Origin of the sequence: Brevibacterium sp. R8603A2 (assembly GCF_023072605.1) — a bacterium.
In the GTDB taxonomy this organism is placed as follows: domain Bacteria; phylum Actinomycetota; class Actinomycetes; order Actinomycetales; family Brevibacteriaceae; genus Brevibacterium; species Brevibacterium pityocampae.
In genome coordinates this window covers 158,817-180,346 of the sequence record NZ_JALLGN010000002.1, presented here as the reverse complement: position 1 = coordinate 180,346, position 21,530 = coordinate 158,817, and the positions used below count along the sequence as shown (strand labels likewise).

Below are 21,530 nucleotides of genomic sequence, written 5' to 3'. Positions count from 1 at the left end.
GGAGGCTCCGCCGCGGACACCGATCGGGGAGCTCCCGGAGTCGGGAGTCTCCCCAATGAAGGGGAGAATGGAATGAGCACCGGATACCGCGTGGAGAATCCCGCCACCGGCGATGTCGTCGAGACCTTCGACACCGCCACCGACGCCCAGCTCGAGGACGTGCTGAGCACCGCAGACGCCGCACAGCGGGAATGGGCGCAGCGCCCGATCGCCGAGCGCGCCCAGATCGTCAGCAAGGTCGCCGCACTGTTCGACGAGCGCAAGGACGAGCTCGGCCGGATCATCGGCGAAGAGATGGGCAAGCGCCTCACCGAGGGCGTCGAGGAGGCCGAGTACTGCAACGAGATCTTCCAGTACTTCGCCGACAACGGGGAGAAGTTCTCCCAGGAGACCACCCTCGACGTCGACCGCGCCTCCGCGGTGCTCGAGCGGCTGCCCGTGGGCGTCCTGCTCGGTATCATGCCGTGGAACTTCCCGTACTACCAGGTGGCGCGCTTCGCCGCACCGAACCTCATGCTCGGCAACGCCATCCTCCTCAAGCACGCGGAGATCTGCCCGCGGTCGGCGGCTGCGATCCAACAGATCATGGACGACGCCGGGGTGCCTGCCGGTGTGTACACGAACATCTACGCCAGCCACGACCAGATCGCCGCGCTCATCGGCGACCGGAGGGTGGCCGGAGTGTCGCTCACCGGGTCCGAGCGGGCAGGCGCGGTCGTCGGTGCGCTCGCGGGCCAGCACCTCAAGAAGGCCGTGCTCGAGCTCGGCGGCTCCGACCCGTACATCGTGCTCGACACCGACGACGTCAAGGCCGCCGCGGAGACCGCGTGGGGTCTGCGGATGTACAACACCGGTCAGGCCTGCGACTCCAACAAGCGGCTGATCGTCATGGACGACATCTACGACGAGTTCGTCGCCGAGCTCGAGAAGCTCGCGCAGGCCGCGAACCCGGGCGATTTCACCGCCGAGGACGCCACGGTCTACCAGCCGCTGTCGTCCCGCGGGGCCGCTGAGCGCCTCGCCGAGCAGCTGTCCCGGGCCAAGGACTCCGGCGCGCAGATCCGCGTGGGCGGCGAGCTGTCGGACTTCGGCGCCTACGTGTCCCCGGCCGTCGTCACCGACATCCCGCGCGGCTCGGACGTGTACTACGAGGAGTTCTTCGGCCCCGTCGCCACGGTCTACAAGGTGACGAGCGACGAGGAGGCGCTCGAGCTCGCGAACGACTCGCAGTTCGGGCTCGGCGGCACCGTGTTCAGCCGTGATCCCGAGCGGGCCAAGAAGGTCGGCGCCGGCCTCGAGGTCGGTATGGCCAAGGTCAACACGACCGCGGCCGAGGGCGCCAACGTGCCCTTCGGCGGGGTCAAGCGCTCCGGGTTCGGCCGTGAGCTCGGGCCCGTGGGCATGGACGAGTTCGTCAACAAGCGCCTCTACTGGGTCGGCGAGGAGTGAGTCGACGGAGCTGAGGAGCTGCGCACGGCGCGGTCGGGGACGCCCCGGCCGCGCCGTCGGCATCCACGGGCGCGGTCATCCACCTCCCGTGCCGCTCAGCGGGCCGCGGCCGTCACAGGGCTCGGATCATCCCGCCGTCGACGGGGATGACGCTGCCGGTGACATAGGCGGCGGCGGGGGAGAGGAGGAACGCGGCGACCCGGCCGAACTCCTCGGGCGTGCCCAGGCGGCGCAGCGGGATGTGGTCTGTGGGCACCTCGGCGCTGCCCACCCGCGGGGTGCGGATGATGCCGGGGGCCACACCGACCACCCGGATGTCGCGCGGTCCGAGCTCGTCGGACAGCGTCTTGACCATCATGCCCAGGCCCGGGCGCAGGCCGTTGGAGATCGCGATGTCGGGCACCGGGGTCCACACCGATGACGACAGCACCATGCCGATCGCGGACCCGGGCCCGAGGTGCTCCCCGGCATACCGGGCCAGGCGCAGTGTGCCGAGCAGCACCGAATCGAGAGCAGCGCGCCAGTCGTCCTCCGTGGTCTCGAAGAAGCGGCCCTTCTTCGGGCCGCCGACGGAGATCATGAGTCCGCGCACGGGGGAGTCGGGGAAGGCCTCGGCCGCGGTGCGGAACAGGGTCGCGGGTGCCTCGGGCGAGGCGTTGTCGAGTGCGATTCCGTGACTTCCGTCACCGAGTTCGGCGACCGCGGCGTCGACCTTCTCCTGGTTGCGGGAGGACACGAGGACGCGCGCACCCTCGGAAATCAAGGCCTGGGCGGTCGCCAGGCCCAATCCGGAGGTGCCGCCGGTGACGATGTACGCGGAGTTCGCGAGTGAGAGATCCATGCTCTCAGTTTTGCACGGGGGTGCCGAGGTGTGTAGAGTAATCTCTCGTTGCCGATGAGATCGCAAGGCGGTCGAATCGCAGTGGGATATGGTGTAATTGGCAGCACGAGTGATTCTGGTTCACTTAGTCTAGGTTCGAGTCCTGGTATCCCAGCGCTCCGAACTCGGAGTATCAGGCCCCCGTCGTCTAGTGGCCTAGGACGCCGCCCTCTCAAGGCGGAAACGGCAGTTCGAACCTGCTCGGGGGTACACACGGAAGGCCCGGAGGATCATGAGATCCTCCGGGCCTTCGTCATCCCCGAAACATCAGAATGCGAAGGTTCCTGAGAGCCGATCCGCGATTCTTCGCAAGGTCAGCAGAACTCGGTCAGTAGGCCGTGCTGAACATGCGAAATCGTGCGGATCCGCTCTCAGGAACCTTCGGAAATTGCTCTTTCGTCAGGCGCGGTTGAGGGCGTCGGTGAGGGCCTTCGCGGCCTCGAGCACCGCCTGCGCATGGAGCCGGCCGGGCTGGCGGGTGAGGCGATCGACGGGACCGGAGATCGACACCGCGGCGACGACGAGGTTGCTCGGCCCGCGCACGGGTGCGGACACCGAGGCCACGCCCCGCTCGCGCTCGGCGATGCTCTGCGCCCAGCCGCGGCGGCGCACGCCGGACAGGATCGTCGCGGAGAACCGCGCCCCGCGCAGCCCGGTGTGGAGGCGGTCCGGCTCCTCCCATGCGAGGAGCACCTGGGCGGCGGACCCGGCGCGCATGCTCAGCGTCGCCCCGATCGGCACCGAATCGCGCAGACCGACCGGGCGCTCGGCGGCGGCGACGCACAGGCGCAGGTCGCCCTGGCGGCGGAACAGCTGGGCGCTCTCCCCGGTGCGGTCGCGGAGCTGGTTGAGCACCGGTCCGGCGGCGGCGAGCAGGCGGTCCTCGCCGGCGGCCGAGGACAGCTCGGACAGCCGGGGTCCGAGGGTGAACCGGCCCTGCATGTCACGGCCGACGAAGCGATGGAACTCGAGGGCCACCGCGAGGCGGTGGGCGGTCGGTCGGGCGAGCCCGGTGAGGGTGACGAGCTCGGCCAAGGAGGCCGGTCCCGCCTCGAGCGCGGAGAGGACGAGCGCGGTCTTGTCGATGACACCCACGCCGCTGCCGTTCTGTGTGGTCATGCGCAGTATTCTGCCGTCTCATAGATCGAGATGCAAGTCCGCCATGCAGAACGCGCGTCTAGGATCCATAGGACTCATTCGAAGGAGGCAGTCATGGGCAGGACTCTGGCCGAGAAGGTCTGGGGCGACCACGTGGTCAAGGCCGGCGCGGACGGCGCACCCGATCTCATCTACATCGATCTGCACCTCGTCCACGAGGTCACGAGCCCGCAGGCCTTCGAGGGCCTCCGGCTGGCCGGGCGCCCGGTGCGGCGTCCCGACCTCACGATCGCCACCGAGGACCACAACACCCCGACGGTCGACATCGACAAGCCGATCGCCGACCTCACCTCCCGCACCCAGATCGAGACCCTGCGGAAGAACGCGGAGGAGTTCGGCATCCGGCTCCACTCGCTCGGCGACGCCGAGCAGGGCATCGTCCACGTCGTGGGACCGCAGCTGGGCCTGACCCAGCCGGGCATGACCGTGGTGTGCGGCGACTCCCACACCTCCACCCACGGCGCGTTCGGTGCGATCGCGATGGGCATCGGCACCTCCGAGGTCGAGCACGTGCTCGCCACCCAGACGCTCAGCCTCAAGCCCTTCAGGACGATGTCGATCACCGTGAACGGGGAGCTCCCGCAAGGGTCGACCTCGAAGGACATCATCCTCGCGATCATCGCGAAGATCGGCACCGGCGGCGGCCAGGGCTACGTGCTCGAGTACCGCGGCGAGGCCATCGAGAAGCTCTCGATGGATGCCCGCATGACGATCTGCAACATGTCGATCGAGGCGGGTGCCCGCGCCGGCCTGATCGCCCCCGACCAGACGACCTTCGACTACCTCCGGGGCCGCCCCCACGCGCCGCAGGGCGCGGACTGGGACGCCGCCGTCGAGTACTGGAAGACGCTGCGCACCGACGACGACGCGCAGTTCGACGCCGAGGTGGTCCTCGAGGCCGCCGACATCGAGCCCTACGTCACCTGGGGCACCAATCCCGGCCAGGGCCTGCCGCTCAGCGGGTCCGTGCCGGACCCGGAGTCGATCGGCGACGAGAACGAGAAGTCGGCGGCGCAGAACGCGCTGACGTACATGGGTCTGGCGCCGGGCACCCCGCTGCGCGAGATCGCGGTCGACACCGTGTTCCTCGGCTCCTGCACGAACAGCCGGATCGAGGACCTGCGCGGGGCGGCCGAGGTGATCCGCGGACGAACGAAGAACCCCGAGGTCCGCATGATGGTGGTCCCCGGCTCCGCTCGGGTGCGCCTCCAGGCCGAGGCGGAGGGCCTCGACCAGGTCTTCAAGGACTTCGGCGCCGAGTGGCGGTTCGCCGGCTGCTCGATGTGCCTGGGCATGAACCCCGACCAGCTGTCGGAGGGGGAGCGCTGCGCCTCGACCTCGAACCGCAACTTCGAGGGCCGCCAGGGCAAGGGCGGACGCACGCACCTCGTCAGCCCGCTCGTCGCCGCCGCGACCGCCGTGCGCGGCACCCTGTCCTCGCCCGCCGACCTCGACTGAAGCGCCACGTACCGAAAGGGGCCACCCATGGAGAAATTCACCTCCCACACCGGCGTCGGCGTGCCGCTGCGCCGCTCGAACGTCGACACCGACCAGATCATCCCCGCCGTCTACCTCAAGCGCGTCACCCGCACCGGCTTCGAGGACGCCCTGTTCGCCCGCTGGCGCAAGCAGGACGACTTCGTCCTCAACCACGAGCCCTACCGCAACGGCTCGGTGCTCGTCGCGGGCGCGGACTTCGGCACCGGCTCCTCGCGCGAGCACGCGGTCTGGGCGCTCAAGGACTACGGCTTCGCCGCGGTCCTGTCCTCCCGCTTCGCCGACATCTTCCGCGGCAACTCCGGCAAGGGCGGACTCGTCGCCGCCCAGCTCGAGCAGGAGGACATCGAGCTCATCTGGAAGATCCTCGAGAACCAGCCCGGCGCCGAGGTGACCGTCGACCTCGAGGCCCGCACGGTCGCCTGCGACACCCTCACCGTGCCGTTCCAGATCGACGACTACACCCGCTGGCGGCTCCTCGAGGGGCTCGACGACATCGGTCTGACCCTCCAGCACGAGGCCGACATCACCGCCTTCGAGGCCGAGCGCCCCGCCTTCAAGCCCGCCACGCTCCCGGCCCGCACCTGAGCCGTGCGGCCCCGCGCGTCGGCTAGCATGCGTAGGGTCACTGCAGCACGCGCGAGGAGGAACATGCTCGAGGTCCACGGAGGCACGCCGCTGGCGGGTCGCGTCCGCGTCCGCGGGGCGAAGAACCTCGTCTCCAAGGCGATGGTCGCCTCGCTGCTCGGCGACACACCCTCGGTGCTCCGCGGCGTCCCGCGGATCCGCGATGTCGAGGTCGTCACCGGGCTGCTGGACGTCCACGGGGTGAGCGTGAGCGCCGGCCCGGACTCCGGCCTCCCCGACGGCGAGCTCACCTTCGACCCGGCCGGGGCATCCCAGGGCTCGATCGTCGACATCGACGCCCACGCCGGCGCCTCGCGCATCCCGATCCTGTTCTGCGGCCCGCTGCTCCACTGCCTCGGACAGGCCTTCATCCCCGACCTCGGCGGCTGCCGGATCGGCGACCGGCCGATCGACTTCCACCTCGACGTGCTCCGGCAGTTCGGCGCCACCGTCGACAAGACCCCCGGTGGCATCCGCCTCACCGCCGCCCAGCGGCTGCGCGGCACCAAGGTCGAGCTGCCGTACCCGTCCGTCGGCGCGACCGAGCAGGTGCTCCTCACCGCGGTGCGCGCCGAGGGCATCACCGAGCTCAAGAACGCCGCGATCGAGCCCGAGATCATGGACCTCGTCGCGGTCCTGCAGAAGATGGGCGCGATCATCTCCGTCGACACCGACCGGGTGGTCCGGATCGAGGGCGTCGAGTCGATGACCGGCTACACCCACCGCGCCCTGCCCGACCGCATCGAGGCGGCGTCCTGGGCATCGGCGGCCCTCGCCACCGGCGGCGACATCGTCGTCGAGGGCGCGCACCAGCAGGACATGATCACCTTCCTCAACGTGTTCCGCAAGATCGGCGGCGCCTTCGAGGTGCTCGAGGACGGCATCCGATTCAGCCACCCCGGCGGACCGCTCAACTCGATCGTCCTCGAGACCGACGTCCACCCCGGCTTCATGACCGACTGGCAGCAGCCGCTCGTCGTCGCCCTCACCCAGGCCACCGGGCTCTCGATCATCCACGAGACCGTGTACGAGAACCGGTTCGGATTCACCGATGCGCTCGGCCGGATGGGCGCGACGATCCAGCTCTACCGCGAGTGCCTGGGCGGCACCCCGTGCCGGTTCGGCCGCCGCAACTTCCGCCACTCCGCCGTGATCTCCGGGCCCACCCCGCTGCGCGGCGCGGACATCGAGGTGCCCGACCTGCGCGGCGGGTTCTCCCACCTCATCGCCGCCCTCGCCGCCGAGGGCACCTCACGGGTGCGCGGCATCGAGCTCATCAACCGCGGCTACGAAGACTTCCTCGACAAGCTCGACGGACTGGGGGCCCGGGTGAGCGCCGGATGAGCGCCCCGGAGAGGACCGACCCTGCGACCCCGGAGCCCCGCGTGCCCAAGACCGCCAAGAAGTTCCACGCCCCGAAGTACCACGTCGAGTTCGACGACCCGGCGCTGCGGAGCCAGTACCGGTCCGCTCCCTTCATCGCCGGCCCCGTGGGCCTCCTCTACCCGCTGTTCGGGCGGATCGAGGTCCTCGGCCTCGACCGGATCCCCGAGGGTCCGGCGATCATCGTGCCCTACCACGCGAGCTACCTCGACCCGATCGCGATCGGGCTGACCCTGTGGCGCAACGGCTACCTGCCGCACTACCTCGCGAAGTCCGGGCTGTTCACCGGCATCGTGGGGGCGGTGCTCAAGCGGATCGGACAGATCCCGGTGCTCCGCGGCTCCGCCCGGGCCGGCGACTCCCTCCAGTACGCGCGCGCCGCGCTCGAGGCCGGGGAGAAGGTCGTCATCTACCCGCAGGGCACCCTGACCAAGGACCCCGAGCTGTGGCCGGAGCCCTCGAAGACCGGGGCGGCCCGGCTCGCCCTGCAGACCCGCGCCCCGGTGATCCCGCTCGCGCACTGGGGCCTGCAGAAGCCGATGCCGGTGGGTTCGAAGATCCCGAAGCCGAGCCCCGGCTCGGTGTGCACGGTGCTGTTCGGCGATCCGATCGCCTATGAGGATCTCGCCTACGACCACGACGGCATCCGCGCGCTCACCGACCGCATCACCTGCCACATCGCCGCCGGCGTGGCCCGGCTGCGCGGGGAGGAGCTGCCCGAGCGGTTCCGCGCCGCGCTCACCGAGGACCCGGAGGCCGGCCGATGAGCCGCATCGCCGTGCTCGGCGCCGGATCCTGGGGCACGACCTTCGCCGGCGTGATCGCCGACGCCGGGAACGACGTCACCCTGTGGGCGCGCCGGCCCGAGGTCGCCGAGGAGATCACCGCCCACCACACCAACCGCGCCTACCTGGGCGAGCTCGTGCTCAACGAGCGGATCACCGCGACCGCGGACCCGGCGGCAGCGCTCACCGGCGCCGAGGTCGTCGTGCTCGCGGTGCCCGCCCAGTCCCTGCGGGAGAACCTCGCCGCCTGGACCCCGCTGCTCGCACCCGATGCGATCCTCGTCAGCCTGATGAAGGGCATCGAGGTCGACACCGGGAAGCGGATGAGCGAGGTCATCGCCGATGTCTCCGGGATGCCGGGGGAGCGGATCGCGATCGTGTCCGGTCCCAACCTCGCCAAGGAGATCGCCGCCCGGCAGCCCACCGCCACCGTCGTCGCCTCGCACAGCGCGCAGACCGCGGAGCGGATCGCCGCGCTCACCGCGAACCCCTACTTCCGGCCCTACACGAACACCGACGTCACCGGCGTCGAGCTCGGCGGGGCGATCAAGAACGTCATCGCGCTCGCCGTGGGGATGTGCGACGGGCAGGGGCTCGGCGACAACTCCAAGGCCTCGGTGATCACCCGCGGTCTCGCAGAGACCTCGCGGCTGGCCCTCGACATGGGTGCCGAGCTCCACACCCTGTCCGGCCTCGCCGGGCTCGGCGACCTCGTCGCGACCTGCGCCTCGCCGCTGTCGCGCAACCGCTCGTTCGGCCGGCTGCTCGGGGAGGGTCTCACCCTCGAGGAGGCCGCTGCCCGCACCCGGCAGACCGCCGAGGGCGTGAAGTCCGCCGCCGCAGTGCTCGAGCTCGGCCGCTCCCGCGGCGTCGAGCTGCCGATCACCCAGGCCGTCGTCGCGGTGCTCGGCGGGCGCCTGCGTGTTGACGAACTCGCCGGATTGCTATTGGCTCGGAAGAGGAAGACCGAAGGACCGACGCACTAGCCGACCGATACCCGAGGAGTCGCCATGACCGAATTCCACAACTCGCCGTTCGCCAACCTCAACGAGGTCCCGCGCTTCGAGCTCACCAGCGAGGACATCACCGAAGGCGGCGAGCTCGCCGCGGCGCAGCGCTCCGGGATCATGGGCGTGCCCGGCGGCGAGGACGTCTCCCCGCAGCTGTCCTGGTCCGGGTTCCCCGCGGAGACCAAGGCCTTCGCGGTGACCTGCTACGACCCCGAGGCGCCCACCGGCTCCGGCTTCTGGCACTGGGTCGTCGCCGACCTCCCCGCCGACGTCACCGCGCTCCCGACGAACGCCGGCGACCCCGACGCCGGGCTCCTGCCCGAGGCCGCGGTCACCATGCGCAACGACGCCGGGGAGCCCCGCTTCGTCGGCGCCGCCCCGCCGGAGGGCCACGGCCCGCACCGCTACTTCTTCATCGTCCACGCGCTGTCCGAGCCGCTCGGCCTCGACGACTCGGCGTCCCCGGCCTTCGTCGGCTTCAACCTGTTCTTCAAGTCCATCGGGCGCGCCTGGATCGAAACCACTTTCGAGGCGAAGTAATCTGGGGGGATGACTCCCGCAGACACCCGTCCGCTCGTCGCCGTGCTGTTCGGCGGCCGTTCGCCGGAGCACTCCGTCAGCTGCGTCACGGCTGCCGGGGTGCTCGCGGCGATCGACCCCGCGCAGTACCGGGCGCTGGCGATCGGCATCACCCAGGACGGCACGTGGCGGCTCGTCGAGGACTGGCAGGACATGCACTTCGACGCCGCGGCGATGCCGGAGGTCGCCGACGACGGCACCGCGGTGATCCCGCCGATCGCCGCCACCGGGGCCCCGCTGCTCCACCGGGACGCCGGCGGTGCGGTCACCGAGCTCGGCGCGGTCGATGTCTACTTCCCCATGCTCCACGGCCCGTTCGGCGAGGACGGCACGATCCAGGGCTTCTTCGAGCTCTCCGGCACCCCCTACGTGGGCTCGGGCGTCTACGCCTCCGCGGCGAGCATGGACAAGCACTTCATGAAGATCGTGCTCCGCGCCGCCGGCCTCGAGGTGTGCCCGTGGGAGCGGGTGACCGACCGTGAATGGCAGGCCGACCCCGCCGCCGTGACGGAGCGCGTCACCGGCCTCGGCTTCCCCGTTTTCGTCAAGCCCGCGCGCGCCGGCTCGAGCGTCGGCGTGTCCAAGGTCGCCGACGCCCCAGGACTCGCCGCGGCGTTCGCCGAGGCCTTCGCCCACGACCACAAGGTCATCGTCGAGCCCATGGTCACCGGCCGCGAGATCGAGTGCGGGGTGCTCGGCTCGATCCACCGCGAGCCCGCCCGGGCGAGCGAGCTCGGGGAGATCACCGTCGTCGGCGATCACGAGTTCTACGACTTCGAGGCGAAGTACCTCGACGGCGATGCCGTCGTCCTCAGCTGTCCCGCGGACCTCGACAGCGAGGTCGCCGACCGCGTGCGAGCCGCCTCGGTCCGGGCCTTCGAAGCCTTCGACTGCACCGGCCTGGCCCGCGTCGACACTTTCGTCACCCCCGCCGGCGAGGTCGTCATCAACGAGATCAACACCCTGCCCGGCATGACGCCGAGCTCGATGTTCCCCCGCATGTGGGAGGCGAGCGGCGTCGACTACCCGAGCGTCGTCGCCGAGCTCATCCGCACCGCGCTCGAGGACGTCCCCGCCGCCGCTCCCGGCATCTCCGCCTGAGCGGCAGCCGCCGGTCGGGCGGACAGCGCTCAGCTCTCGGGCGCCTCGGGCACCTGCTCGGCGTCCTGGGCGCCCACGCACTCACCGGTCTGCTCGAGCACGGTGACCGCGGGGGACACCGTGGACAGCACCGTCGCCCCGGACACCCGGGTCGGGTCGAGGATCACCTCGACGGCGGGCGTGCGCCCGTAGGTGACGAACGTCCACGACTCCTCGGACTCCTCGGTGGAGATCCAGTCCACTCCGTCGACGGTGACGCAGCGGTCCGTCGTGGGCGCCGGCGGCTCCATCCCGCAGCGCGCGATCGCGAGCGCCGGATCCCCCCAGGCCTCGGTGCCCTGCGCCGAGGTGTCGCGGTCCGGGGTCCCGTCGATCTCATCGGGCATCCGCAGCATGACCTCCGCACAGGCCGGGTCGTGCGCCTGCGGGGCCGGCTCGAGGACGAGGGCCGGGGTGCAGGCCGCGAGCACGGGTGCGAGGACGAGGAGCGGGAGGAGGCGACGGAGCATGCCTCCCAGGGTAGTCCGCTTGGCATACTGGGGGACTATGACCCCTCCTGCCGACTCCGTGAACTCCGCCGCGAACCCCACCCTCGAAGCGCTCGGGGAGGACGGGGTGCTCGCCCGGATCCTCGCGCGGCTGCCCGCCCCGGACCCCGCCCGGGTGCCGGTGGGGCCCGGCGACGACGCCGCGGTGTCCCGGATCGAGGGTCGTCTGGTCACCACCGCGGACATGCTCGTCGAGGGGGAGGACTTCCTGCCCGCCTGGTGCGATCCGGTGCGACTGGGCGTCAAGGCCGCCGCCCAGAATCTCGCCGACGTCCACGCGATGGGCGCCGCCCCGCACGGGCTCGTCATCTCCCTCGGTGCTCCCGGCACCACCCCGGTGGACGTGCTCACCGGGATCATGGACGGGTTCGCGGCCGAGGCGCGGCGCGCCGGGGCGAGCGTGCTCGGCGGCGACCTGTCCGGCGGCCCCTGCCTCATCGTGTCCGTCACCGCGCTCGGCACGCTGACCGGGCCCGCGGTGCTCCGCTCCGGAGCCCGGCCCGGCGATGCGGTCGTGCTCGCCGGCACCCTCGGCCGGGCGGCCGCCGGCCTCGACCTCCTCCTCGCCGGGTGCGCCCCCGAGGGCGCCCCGGCGGACCTCGCCGCTCTCATCGAGGTGCAGCGTGCCCCGCGCCCGGACTACGCCGCGGCCGCAACGATCGCCGGGTCCGCGCACGCCCTCATCGACGCCTCCGACGGACTCGCCGGCGATCTCGGCCGGGTCGCCCGCGCCTCGGGGGTGGCCGCCGCGCTCGACCGCGACGCCCTCACCGCGCTCGCCGCGCCCCTGGTCCCGGCGGCCCGCGCGCTCGGGGACCCCGACCCCGCGGCCCGCGCCCTCCACTGGGTGCTCACCGGGGGAGAGGACCACGGGTTCATCGCCACCGTGGATCCGGGGCGCATTCCGGTAGGCTGGACGCGCATCGGCACGTGCCGGGCGGGCGATTCCGGCGTCTCCCTCGACGGGGAGCCGGTCGCCGACACCGCATTCAGGCATTTCACGGGGGACAGGTGAGCACGGAGGAGGACCCGGTCCGACTCAACGGTCGGCTGGCCGCCCGCTGGGCCCGCCGCACCGTGGAGCGGCTGCGCCGCGAGCGCAACGACATCAACGCGCTCAATGTGTTCCCCGTCCCCGACGGCGACACCGGGTCGAACCTCTACCACACCGTGCGCAGCGCCTACCGCGCGGTGGAGAGCCTGTCCGGCTCCGTCACCCTCCCCGAGGTCATCGGCGCGATGGCCACCGGCGCGCTGCGCGGGGCGCGGGGCAACTCCGGCCTCATCCTGTCCGTCGCGCTGCGCGGCGTCGCCGACGCCCTCGAAGGCGTCACCGTGCTCGACGCGCCCGCCTTCGCCTCGGCCCTCGAGCTCGCCGCCCTCCGCGCCCGGGAGGCCGTCGCCGACCCCGTCGACGGCACCATGCTCACCGTGCTCGAGGCGATGGCCGCCGAAGCCCGCACGCGTGCCGAGGCCGGGGACACCCTCATCGCACAGATCGAGGCGGTCCGCGCCCGCTCCCGCGCCGCCCTGCGGGAGACCACCGGTCAGCTCGACGTGCTGTTCGAGGCGAACATCGTCGACGCCGGGTCCACCGGCATCGTCGAGCTGTTCGACCTCCTCTACCTCACCGTCACCGGGCGCGCCCCGACCTCCGAGCGCGGCATCGCCCACGACGCGTCCGCAGGCGTCGCCCTCCCGGTCCTCACCGGCGGCGGCCACGGCGACGGCGAGGACGCCCTCGAGCTCGTGTTCCACCTCGCGGAGGAGAAGGACCGCACCCGCCCGGTCAAGCGGCTGCTCGCCAAGGCGCGCGGCACCTCCGTCGTCGTGTCGTGGCCGATGGTCCACGTCCATGTCCCCGACGAGGAGCACGCGCTCGCGGTGCTCACCGCCTGCGACGCCTACGGGGTGTCCGACCTGCGTGTCGAGGACCTGTCGGTGACCGGGGGGAGCGACACCCGGACCACGGTGATCGCGTTCGCCAGCGGAGTCGGGCTGCTGTTCGCCTGCGGGCTGCAGGACGCGCTGGTCCTCGACTCCGACCACCCCGCCGTCCACGAGCGCCTCACCGAGCTCATCGCCGACGCCTCCTCCCCGGTCGTCGTCGTGCCCGACAGCGCCGCCGCGCTCAAGCGCGTGCAGGCCGCCCACGGCACGGCCGAGGACGTGAGCATCGTGCGCTCCCGCTCGGTCGCCGCAGTGCTCTCCGCGCTCGCCGTCCACGATGCGGCCGAGGACCCGCGCGTCATCCACGCCGACATGTCCGAGGCCGCCGCAGCCACCCGGGTGGGCGCGGTGGTGCAGGCCCGCACCGGTTCCGCCGGCCCCCTGATGTTCGAGACCGGCGATCTCCTCACCGTCATCGACGGCCGGATCCGCGCCGTCGAGACCGACCCCGTCGAGGCCGTCGTCGCGCTCGCCGAACGACTGCTCGGCGCGGGCGGGGAGCTCCTCACCGTCGTCACCGGCGCCCGGCTGCCGGAAACGGTGGGCGCCGCGCTGTCCGCGCACCTCGCGCACGCCCACCCGGAGATCTCCGTCGAGACCGTCCACAGCCTGCACCCGCGCGGCTACGCGGTGCTCGGCGTCGAATAGGACCGGGCGGACGGGAGGCACCCCATGAGCACCGACACCCCGCTGGCGAAGCTGATCTCCCGCAAGCGCGATCTCACCGACCTCGCGACCGTCGGCATCACCACCCTCGAGGACGCGCTGCGCCACTTCCCCCGCACCTACGTGGTGCCCGGGGAGGTCACCCCGCTCGATGCGCTCGTGCCCGACACCGTCGCCGTGGTGAGCGCCCGCGTGGTGCGCGTGACCGCCAAGCAGCTCGCGAACCGGAAGTCGCTCACCACCGTCGTGCTCTCCGACGGCCTGTCCGACGTCGAAGCGCCGTTCTTCAACCAGCCGTGGATCGCGAACACGCTCACCACCGGCCGGCACGTGGCGCTCACCGGCAAGGTCACCCTGTACCGCGGGACCGTGCAGATCGCCTCGCCGCGCTGGCTCAACCCGACCGGCACGGAATCGCTCGACGACGAGGACCTGTCCGTGCCGATCCCCGTCTACCGGGCGACGAGCACGATCGCGACGACCCGCATCCAGCGGCTCATCCGCGTCCTCCTCGACACCGCCCCGCCCGAGGCCTTCGCCGACCCGATCGCCGACGAGATCCGCGCCGTCAACGGCCTGCCCGACTACCGCACCGCGCTCGAATGGATGCACCGGCCCGTCGACGAGCACCAGCCGCAGCGCGCCCGACGGCGCTGGAAGTTCGAGGAGGCCTATGCGCTGCAGGCCGAGCTGCTGTCCCGCAAGGCGCTCGCCGCCGACGACCGGGCCATCGCCCTGCCCGGTGCCGGTGCCGGTGACGGGGACGAGGACGGGGCACCGCGCTCCGCCGGGCTGCTCGGCACCTTCGACGCGGGCCTGCCCTTCGCCCTCACCGGCTCCCAGCACGCGGTCGGCGACGCGATCGCGACCGACCTCGCCGGGGAGGAGCCGATGAACCGCCTGCTCCACGGCGACGTGGGCTCCGGCAAGACGCTCGTCGCCCTGCGCGCCATGCTCCAGGCCGTCGACTCCGGCGCCCAGGCCGCCCTCCTCGCCCCGACCGAGGTGCTCGCCGCCCAGCACCACCGCTCGCTCCTGCGCTACCTCGGCGGCCTCGCCGAACCCGACGGCCTGTTCGACCCGAGCGGAGCGGCGGGGGACCTCACCACGGTGTGGGCCGGGGCCGGCAGTCCGGGCGCGCGCCGGGTGCGCGTCGGGCTGCTCACCGGATCGCTGTCGACCGCCGAGCGCAAGCGGCTCCTCCTCGACCTCGTGTCCGGGCGGATCGACATCCTCGTCGGCACCCATGCCCTGCTGTCGGACACGACGATGTTCTCCCGCCTCGGCCTCGTCGTCGTCGACGAGCAGCACCGGTTCGGTGTGCGGCAGCGGGAGAGCCTGCGGGCCAAGGGCGGCGACCGGATCCCGCACACCCTCGTCATGACCGCGACCCCGATCCCGCGCACCGTCGCGATGACGGTGTTCGGCGACCTCGACGTGTCCGTGCTCTCCGACATGCCCGGCGGGACCCGGGAGATCACCAGCCACGCGGTGTCGCTCGACGCCCACCCCCGCTGGCTCGGCCGGATCCTCGAGATCGTGGGGGAGAGCGGGGCGCGCGGCGAGCAGACCTTCATCGTCGCCTCCCGGATCGAGACCCAGCCGCCGGAGATCGACGCCGAGGGCGAACCCGTGCCCGAGGTGCTCGGCGTCGACGACCTCGTCGCCCGCGTGCAGGAGCACCCGGCCGTCGCCGGCCTGCGGGTCGCGAGCCTCCACGGGCGGATGGACGCGGCCCACAAGGACACGGTGATGCGGCTGTTCGCCGCCGGGGAGATCGACGTCCTCGTCGCGACCACCGTCATCGAGGTCGGCATCGACGTGCCCAACGCCCGCACCATGGTCGTCTACGACGCCGATCGGTTCGGCGTCGCCCAGCTCCACCAGCTGCGCGGGCGGGTGGGCCGCGACGGCTCGGCCGCCACCTGCTTCCTCGTCACCCGCCGCGCCGCCGGATCCGAGGCGATGGAGCGGCTCGAGACGGTCGCTGCGACACTCGACGGCTTCGCGCTCGCCGAGTACGACGTCGAGCAGCGCCGCGAGGGCGACGTGCTCGGCCGCGCCCAGTCCGGCCGCGGCAGCTCCCTGCGCCACCTGTCGGTGATCCGCGACGTCGAGATCATCGAGCAGGCGCGCGAGGCCGCCCGGCAGGTCGTCGCCGCCGACCCGGGCCTGACCGGGCAGCCGGCCCTGCGGGCGGCCATCGACCGGATCCTCGGGGCGGCGGACGAGGACTGGATCGAGGCCGGCTGATGCGGATCATCGCAGGCACCCACCGCGGCCGGCCGCTGAGCGCGCCGCCCGGCGACGGCACCCGGCCGACCTCCGACCGGGTGCGCGAATCACTGTTCTCCTCCCTCGCCGCGCTGGGCGTGCTCGACGGAGCGCGGGTGCTCGACGTGTTCGCCGGCTCCGGGGCGCTCGGCCTCGAGGCGCTGAGCCGGGGGGCTGCGCGCGCGGTGTTCGTCGAGAAGGCGGCTTCGGTGGCCCGGGTCATCACCGGCAACATCCGCTCCCTCGGGTTCGACGACCGGGCCGAGGTGCTCACCCGGCAGGCGACGACGGCGCTGCGGGAGCGCCCGGCCCGCTCGGCCGATCTCGTGTTCGCCGACCCGCCCTATCCGCTGGGCGAGTCGGACGTCGCCGAGGTGCTCGCGCTCCTCGTGCCCGTCCTCGCCGGGGTGGACTCCCTCGTCGTGCTCGAGCGCTCCTCGCGCTCCCCGGCCCCCGCGCTGCCCGCCGATCTCGAGGTGTACCGCGAGAGGACGACGGGGGAGACCCGACTGTGGCTCCTCCAGCTCACCGAGGACGCCGCCCGGGAGGCCGCAGCGGGTGAGCATTAGGATGGCCGCATGAAGGTAGTCCTGCCCGGGTCCTACGATCCCGTCACCGTCGGCCACATCGACATCGCCGCGCGCGCCTCGGCCCTGTTCGACGAGGTCGTCGTCGCCGTCGTGCACAACCCCTCGAAGACGGGCAACTTCCCGCTGGCCCAGCGCATCGCGCTCATCACCGCCGGGCTCGAGGAGGACGCACGCACCGCGGCGGCTGAGAACATCGTCATCGACGACGTGCCCGGCGGCCTGCTCGTCGACTACTGCCGGGACATCGGGGCGCGCGCGGTGATCAAGGGCCTGCGCTCGGGCACCGACTTCGCCTACGAGCTGCCGATGGCGCTGATGAACCGCCACCTCACCGAGCTCGAGACGATCTTCGTCCCCGGCGACCCGCGCTTCGAGCACGTGTCCTCCTCCCTCATCCGGGAGGTCCACGCACTCGGCGGCGACGTCTCCGGCCTCGTGCCCGCCGCTGTCCTGGAGGCGATGGACGCGAAGCGCGGATGACCGCGAGCGCCGAACGCGCGCACTCCGGGCGGCGCGGACCCGGCTGGTTCACCGCGCTCATCGTCTACACCCTCATCGTCCACGCCGCCTACAACGGGCTGCGCGTGCTCATCTCCTACCGCACCCTCGAGCTCGGCGGCGGGGCGGGGGTGCTCGGCCTCGTCACCGCCACCTACTCGCTCGCCCCGCTGCTCGCCGCGATCCCGATCGGTCGCTGGGTGGACCGCGGCTACGCGATGCCGGTGATGTGGATCGGCACCGTGCTCACGATCCTCCCGGCCGCCGGCGCCGCCTGGTCCCCGGGGGTGGCGGTGCTGCTCGCGGCGAACATGGCGCTCGGCATGGGGCAGGTGCTCACCACCGTGTCCGGGCAGGCACTCATCCCGCAGTCCTTCGCGCAGTCCGACCTCAACCGTCGCTTCGGCACGCTCACCGTCGGGGTCTCCGCCGGGCAGGCGGTCGGCGTGCCGGTGGCCGGCCTCATCGCCGGCACCGGCGGGGCCGACGCCCACGTGCAGCCGGCGATGTGGGCGATGGCCGGGATCGCCGCGCTCGCGGTGCCGGCGATGGTCGGCATCACGCGCCGCCCGGCGGTGCGCCACGTACCCAGGGCGGAGGCGCGCTCGAGCGTCCGCTCGCCGCTCGCCATCCTCGGCACCCGGGGGATGAAGCCGGCGATCTTCGCCTCGATGGCCACGCTCGCCGCCGTCGACATCATGACCGCCTACCTGCCGCTCATCGGCCAGCGCTACGGCCTCGGGGTGCAGGCGGTGGCCGCGCTCCTCACCCTGCGCACGCTCGCCTCGATCGTGTCCCGGCTCTCCATCGGACGGCTCACCCGGCTCGTCCACTTCACCCGCCTGCTCGCGCTCGCCAGCCTGACCGGGGGGATCGCGCTCCTCCTCATCCCGGTGCAGCCGCGGTTCTGGGTGCTCGCGATCCTCATGGTCGCCGCCGGGTTCGCCTTCGGGCTCACGCAGCCGATGACGATGACCTGGGTGTCGACGCTCGCCGACCCCGCGAACCGGGCCGCGGTGCTCTCGATCCGGCTCGCCGGCAACCGGCTGAGCCAGGTCGTCATCCCCACCGCGGCGGCCGGGGTCGCGGCTTTCGGGCCGACCGGGGCGGTGTTCCTGCTGTCCGGTGCGCTCCTCCTCACTGCCGCCGGATCGACCGCGCTGCGCGGGGCTCCGCCGACTGGAAGTTCACCTCGGGAGCGTCTAGACTAGTGTCTCGCGTGTCATCCGCGGGGTCCGATCCCGGCGTGTGCGGCATCGACGATGGAGGTGAGACATGAGGAACCGATCCGAACTCGTGCTCGACCTCCGCAAGCTGGGTCTCATCGACAGGCCCGGGGAGTGGTCGAGGCTGGACACCACGGTACCGGCTCCCGAGGACCTGCGGATCGAGATGATCGGTGTGCCCGAGGGTTCGCCGATCGAGCTCGCACTGCAGCTCGAGAGCGTCGTCGAGGGGATCTACGTCTCCGGCAGCGTCCGCGCTGCGGCTCAGGGGCAGGATGCCCGGACGCTCGAGGATCTGGAGTTGCCGCTCGATGTGGCGATCACAGAGCTCTTCGTCTACGAGCGCGAGCCCGGGGACGAGGAGTCGTACACGGTCGATCGTGACCGGATCGACCTCGAACCGGCGATCCGGGACGCCGTCGTGATGGCCCTGCCGTTCCGCCCCGTCAAGGACGAGGACGAGGACGGCGAGGCCTTCCGGTACACGCTGGGCGAGGATCTGCCCGAGAGCGTGCCGGAGACGGACCCCCGCTGGTCGGCACTGAAGAACTTGTTGGACGAGAAGAAAGAGAGCTAGACGTGGCTGTTCCGAAGCGCAAGATGTCGCGCAGCAACACCCGCCACCGTCGTTCGCAGTGGAAGGCCCAGGTTCCGACCCTGGTCAAGACTGTGGAGAACGGTCGCGTTGTGTACTCGCGCCCCCACCAGGCCAAGGTCGTCGAGGACTCCGCCGGCACCCCGCTGTTCCTTGAGTACAAGGGACGCAAGGTCGCCGACATCTGATCACGCCCACCGGCTGATCAGTACGCGATCCGTGGAGTCCCACCCGGACCTGCACCATCTCAACGAGCGTCTCGGAGTCGATATCGACCCCGGGACGCTTCGTCTTGCCCTCACGCATCGGAGCTTCGCGTTCGAGAACGGGGGCATCCCGACGAACGAGCGGCTCGAGTTCCTCGGCGACGCGGTGCTCCAGCTCGTCGCCACCGAATCGCTCTTCCGCGACAACCCCGACCTGCCGGAGGGCCGCCTGGCGAAGATGCGCTCGGCCGTGGTCAACACCCGCGCCCTCGCCGCGATCGGCCGCGGGCTGGGGATCGGGGAGTTCATCTTCCTCGGCAAGGGGGAGGAGCTCACCGGCGGCCGCGACAAGGACTCGATCCTCGCCGACACCGTCGAATCGCTCATCGGGGCGACGTACATCGGCTGCGGGCCCGAGGACGCCTTCGCGCTCGTCCACCGGCTCGTCGACGACATGCTCTGCGACGCAGTGCAGCTCGGCGCCGGCATGGACTACAAGACGACGCTCCAGGAGGCCGCCGCGGACCTCGCGCTCGGGCCGGTGAGCTACGCGCTCGACTCCCGCGGGCCCGACCACGCGCGCGTCTTCACCGCCACCGTGCTGCTCGGCGACACCGAATGGGGCAGCGGCGAGGGCACCTCGAAGAAGAACGCCGAGGCGCGCGCCGCCGAGGCCGCCGTGCGCACCATCGCGGTGCAGCACCCCGACTACCGCCGCTGATGCGCTCGCCAGCCCCTGCCGCCCGGTCGCCCCGTGCCTGAGCTGCCCGAGGTCGAGAGCGTCGCGAGCGGCCTGCGGACCTGGGCCGCCGGCCGTCGGGTCACCGGGGTGCGGGTCCTCGATCCGCGGATCCTCGGCACCACCTCGAACCGGACCATCGCCGCCGGTGCGGTCGAGGAGTTCACGGAGCTCCTCACCGGGCGGGAGATCGCCGCGGTGGAGCGCCGGGGCAAGTTCCTCTGGCTGCCGTTGGCGCCCGAGCGGGGTCCGTGGCGCCCGGGCCGGGCCGTCGACCCGAGCGGCCCGCCGCTCGCGCTCTCCGTGCACCTCGGGATGAGCGGTCAGTTCCGCGTCCACACGCCGGCCGACCCGCTCCACCGCCACACCCGGGCGGTCCTCGACCTCGCCGGTCCGGGCCCGGCCGAAGCCGACCCCGCAGCTCCTCCCACCGAGCTCCGGTTCCTCGACCAGCGGATCTTCGGGCACCTCGGCGTCGAGCCCCTCGTTCCCGACCCGCACCGGCCCGGTGCGCAGCCGGACGGCAGCGCGGGACTCGTGCCCGGTTCGGCCGCGCACATCGCGCCCGACCCGCTCGAGCCCGGCTTCGACCTCGAGGCCGTCGCCCGCCGGATCCAGCGGAAGCGCACTGCGCTCAAGATCGCGCTCCTCGACCAGACGACGGTGAGCGGGATCGGCAACATCTACGCCGACGAGGCGCTGTTCGCCGCCGGCGTCCACCCGCTCGCCCCGGCGGACTCCACCCGGATCTCGCGCATCCGTGCCGTGCTCGCCGCGGCGGATGCGGTCATGCGGGCCTCGCTCGAGCAGGGCGGTACGAGCTTCGACGCGCTCTACGTCCACGTCAACGGCGAATCCGGCTATTTTGCCCGCAGCCTGAATGCCTACGGTCTTGCTGGCCAGCCTTGCATGCGCTGCGGGACGTCGATCGTGCGGGAGAAGTTCATGAACCGATCGAGTTTCTTCTGCCCTGTCTGCCAGCGGAAACGCTAGTTCGATCGGTCGCCTGCGACGCGATCACAAACAGGGGATCGGGCTACATCGCCATGGCGTCGCCTCGTTTCCCGATACGTCAATGTAGGACGATCACCGTCGCTCCAGAAGCGCTCCGGTCACGGTATTCTCTCGCACCGCGCGTGGGCGTCGATGCGGACACTGCAGTTCCACGGCACGAACCGGCAGTGGTGAGGACAGGGCGATTTGCCCAGTTCGGGGTGGGCACTGACTTGCAGCGGCGGTCCATGAGACCCGTTCAATCGACGAAGCCGTCGAGGCTGACTGACGGTCTTCCTTTCACAACTTTCGACGTCTGACGAGGACCTACAGGTAGCGACACACCTGATCGGCGCTGCAGGTCTCCGGCTCGGGGTGCGCTGCATCGTCCCGGAGGTCCGTGATGGTGTCGCGCAGTGCGGACAGCTGGGAGATCTGCTGCTCGATGTCGTGCAGGCGCGCGTCGAGCAGGTCGCGCACGTGGTCGCACGGGGCACGTCCGGCGTCGCGGATGTCCATGATCTGGCGGATCTGGGCGAGGGTGAGGCCGGCGGCCTGGCCGCGGTGGACGAAGTCGACACGTGCGATCGCGTCCGGCGGGTAGTCACGGTACCCCGACGACGTCCTGCCGGGCGGCGGTAGCAGCCCCTGCTCCTCGTAGAACCTCAGGGTCTTGGCCGTGGTGCCGGCCGCCTGTGCGAGCTCCCCGATCTTCACGCCGTCCTCCGATCGTGTCGCGGCCGTACTTGACCTTCCCCTGTACTGGAAGGTCCAGC

Annotated in this window: 22 protein-coding genes and 2 tRNA genes; 20 read left to right on the top strand and 4 right to left on the bottom strand. The window is 71.8% G+C overall.

Going from position 1 to position 21,530, the window contains the following annotated elements:
- Nucleotides 1-72 precede the first annotated feature (72 nt).
- A complete protein-coding gene (locus tag MTQ12_RS03180; RefSeq protein WP_247423869.1) occupies nucleotides 73-1,449 on the top strand; it encodes an NAD-dependent succinate-semialdehyde dehydrogenase in 1,377 nt (458 codons plus the stop codon).
- A 112-nt stretch (nucleotides 1,450-1,561) separates the two neighbouring features.
- Here MTQ12_RS03180 and MTQ12_RS03175 read toward each other — a convergent pair whose 3' ends face one another.
- Nucleotides 1,562-2,290: an SDR family oxidoreductase gene (locus MTQ12_RS03175; RefSeq protein ID WP_137320178.1), complete on the bottom strand. Its 729-nt coding sequence runs from the start codon at nucleotides 2,288-2,290 to the stop codon at nucleotides 1,562-1,564.
- A gap of 82 nt (nucleotides 2,291-2,372) precedes the next feature.
- Here MTQ12_RS03175 and MTQ12_RS03170 point away from each other — a divergent pair.
- Together MTQ12_RS03170 and MTQ12_RS03165 are read left to right on the top strand one after the other, a co-directional pair.
- A tRNA-Gln gene (locus MTQ12_RS03170) sits at nucleotides 2,373-2,444 on the top strand.
- 22 nt (nucleotides 2,445-2,466) lie between these two features.
- Nucleotides 2,467-2,539: transfer RNA gene (locus MTQ12_RS03165), tRNA-Glu, on the top strand.
- Between the two features lie 189 nt (nucleotides 2,540-2,728).
- On the opposite strand, the gene MTQ12_RS03160 is transcribed toward MTQ12_RS03165, so the two are convergent.
- Nucleotides 2,729-3,448 carry an IclR family transcriptional regulator gene (locus tag MTQ12_RS03160; RefSeq protein WP_137320177.1) on the bottom strand — a complete coding sequence of 240 codons (720 nt, stop codon included), beginning with the start codon at nucleotides 3,446-3,448 and terminating at the stop codon, nucleotides 2,729-2,731.
- Between the two features lie 93 nt (nucleotides 3,449-3,541).
- On the opposite strand from MTQ12_RS03160, the gene leuC reads away from it, so the two are divergent.
- From leuC to MTQ12_RS03125, 7 genes are all read left to right on the top strand, one after another.
- Nucleotides 3,542-4,945, top strand: a complete 1,404-nt coding sequence (leuC, locus tag MTQ12_RS03155) for a 3-isopropylmalate dehydratase large subunit (protein ID WP_247423867.1) — start codon at nucleotides 3,542-3,544, stop codon at nucleotides 4,943-4,945.
- A gap of 27 nt (nucleotides 4,946-4,972) precedes the next feature.
- Complete coding sequence (leuD, locus tag MTQ12_RS03150) at nucleotides 4,973-5,572, top strand: 3-isopropylmalate dehydratase small subunit (RefSeq protein ID WP_247423865.1); 600 nt, start codon at nucleotides 4,973-4,975, stop codon at nucleotides 5,570-5,572.
- 63 nt (nucleotides 5,573-5,635) lie between these two features.
- Nucleotides 5,636-6,955, top strand: a complete 1,320-nt coding sequence (murA, locus tag MTQ12_RS03145) for a UDP-N-acetylglucosamine 1-carboxyvinyltransferase (RefSeq protein ID WP_247423862.1) — start codon at nucleotides 5,636-5,638, stop codon at nucleotides 6,953-6,955.
- On the top strand, nucleotides 6,952-7,761 hold the full coding sequence (locus MTQ12_RS03140; protein WP_247423860.1) for a lysophospholipid acyltransferase family protein: 810 nt from the start codon (nucleotides 6,952-6,954) through the stop codon (nucleotides 7,759-7,761). Before murA ends, MTQ12_RS03140 begins: the two co-directional genes overlap by 4 nt.
- Nucleotides 7,758-8,765 (top strand): NAD(P)H-dependent glycerol-3-phosphate dehydrogenase, encoded by a 1,008-nt coding sequence (locus MTQ12_RS03135; protein WP_137320172.1) that lies wholly within the window; start codon nucleotides 7,758-7,760, stop codon nucleotides 8,763-8,765. The genes MTQ12_RS03140 and MTQ12_RS03135 overlap by 4 nt, the downstream gene beginning before the upstream one ends.
- Before the next feature lie 24 nt (nucleotides 8,766-8,789).
- Nucleotides 8,790-9,329, top strand: coding sequence for a YbhB/YbcL family Raf kinase inhibitor-like protein (locus MTQ12_RS03130; RefSeq protein WP_247423858.1), 540 nt, complete (start codon nucleotides 8,790-8,792; stop codon nucleotides 9,327-9,329).
- 9 nt (nucleotides 9,330-9,338) lie between these two features.
- Complete coding sequence (locus tag MTQ12_RS03125) at nucleotides 9,339-10,469, top strand: D-alanine--D-alanine ligase family protein (RefSeq protein ID WP_247423855.1); 1,131 nt, start codon at nucleotides 9,339-9,341, stop codon at nucleotides 10,467-10,469.
- A 29-nt stretch (nucleotides 10,470-10,498) separates the two neighbouring features.
- Here the strand turns inward: MTQ12_RS03125 and MTQ12_RS03120 are convergent, their stop codons facing one another.
- A complete protein-coding gene (locus MTQ12_RS03120; RefSeq protein WP_137320169.1) occupies nucleotides 10,499-10,978 on the bottom strand; it encodes a DUF3515 family protein in 480 nt (159 codons plus the stop codon).
- Between the two features lie 37 nt (nucleotides 10,979-11,015).
- Here MTQ12_RS03120 and thiL point away from each other — a divergent pair, with 37 nt between their 5' ends.
- The 10 genes from thiL (at nucleotide 11,016) to mutM (ending at nucleotide 20,754) form a co-directional block, all read left to right on the top strand.
- Entirely contained in the window at nucleotides 11,016-12,032 is a 1,017-nt protein-coding gene (gene thiL, locus MTQ12_RS03115) for a thiamine-phosphate kinase (protein WP_137320168.1), read from the top strand.
- Nucleotides 12,029-13,615 carry a DAK2 domain-containing protein gene (locus tag MTQ12_RS03110; protein WP_175406989.1) on the top strand — a complete coding sequence of 529 codons (1,587 nt, stop codon included), beginning with the start codon at nucleotides 12,029-12,031 and terminating at the stop codon, nucleotides 13,613-13,615. The genes thiL and MTQ12_RS03110 overlap by 4 nt, the downstream gene beginning before the upstream one ends.
- 24 nt (nucleotides 13,616-13,639) lie before the next feature.
- Nucleotides 13,640-15,886 carry an ATP-dependent DNA helicase RecG gene (locus MTQ12_RS03105; protein WP_137320166.1) on the top strand — a complete coding sequence of 749 codons (2,247 nt, stop codon included), beginning with the start codon at nucleotides 13,640-13,642 and terminating at the stop codon, nucleotides 15,884-15,886.
- Entirely contained in the window at nucleotides 15,886-16,476 is a 591-nt protein-coding gene (gene rsmD / locus MTQ12_RS03100; protein WP_137320165.1) for a 16S rRNA (guanine(966)-N(2))-methyltransferase RsmD, read from the top strand. The genes MTQ12_RS03105 and rsmD overlap by 1 nt, the downstream gene beginning before the upstream one ends.
- Nucleotides 16,477-16,485: 9 nt before the next feature.
- Nucleotides 16,486-16,977 carry a pantetheine-phosphate adenylyltransferase gene (coaD, locus tag MTQ12_RS03095; protein WP_137320164.1) on the top strand — a complete coding sequence of 164 codons (492 nt, stop codon included), beginning with the start codon at nucleotides 16,486-16,488 and terminating at the stop codon, nucleotides 16,975-16,977.
- A complete protein-coding gene (locus tag MTQ12_RS03090; RefSeq protein ID WP_247423853.1) occupies nucleotides 16,974-18,206 on the top strand; it encodes an MFS transporter in 1,233 nt (410 codons plus the stop codon). The genes coaD and MTQ12_RS03090 overlap by 4 nt, the downstream gene beginning before the upstream one ends.
- Nucleotides 18,207-18,270: 64 nt before the next feature.
- On the top strand, nucleotides 18,271-18,798 hold the full coding sequence (locus tag MTQ12_RS03085; protein WP_137320162.1) for a DUF177 domain-containing protein: 528 nt from the start codon (nucleotides 18,271-18,273) through the stop codon (nucleotides 18,796-18,798).
- Between the two features lie 2 nt (nucleotides 18,799-18,800).
- The gene (rpmF, locus tag MTQ12_RS03080) at nucleotides 18,801-19,004 is read left to right on the top strand and encodes a 50S ribosomal protein L32 (RefSeq protein WP_101651830.1); all 204 of its coding nucleotides are present in this window, start codon (nucleotides 18,801-18,803) and stop codon (nucleotides 19,002-19,004) included.
- Between the two features lie 31 nt (nucleotides 19,005-19,035).
- Complete coding sequence (gene rnc, locus MTQ12_RS03075) at nucleotides 19,036-19,743, top strand: ribonuclease III (RefSeq protein WP_247423851.1); 708 nt, start codon at nucleotides 19,036-19,038, stop codon at nucleotides 19,741-19,743.
- 33 nt (nucleotides 19,744-19,776) lie between these two features.
- Nucleotides 19,777-20,754, top strand: coding sequence for a bifunctional DNA-formamidopyrimidine glycosylase/DNA-(apurinic or apyrimidinic site) lyase (gene mutM / locus MTQ12_RS03070; RefSeq protein ID WP_137320161.1), 978 nt, complete (start codon nucleotides 19,777-19,779; stop codon nucleotides 20,752-20,754).
- Between the two features lie 327 nt (nucleotides 20,755-21,081).
- Here mutM and MTQ12_RS03065 read toward each other — a convergent pair whose 3' ends face one another.
- On the bottom strand, nucleotides 21,082-21,471 hold the full coding sequence (locus MTQ12_RS03065; RefSeq protein WP_070436137.1) for a heavy metal-responsive transcriptional regulator: 390 nt from the start codon (nucleotides 21,469-21,471) through the stop codon (nucleotides 21,082-21,084).
- Between the last annotated feature and the right edge of the window lie 59 nt (nucleotides 21,472-21,530).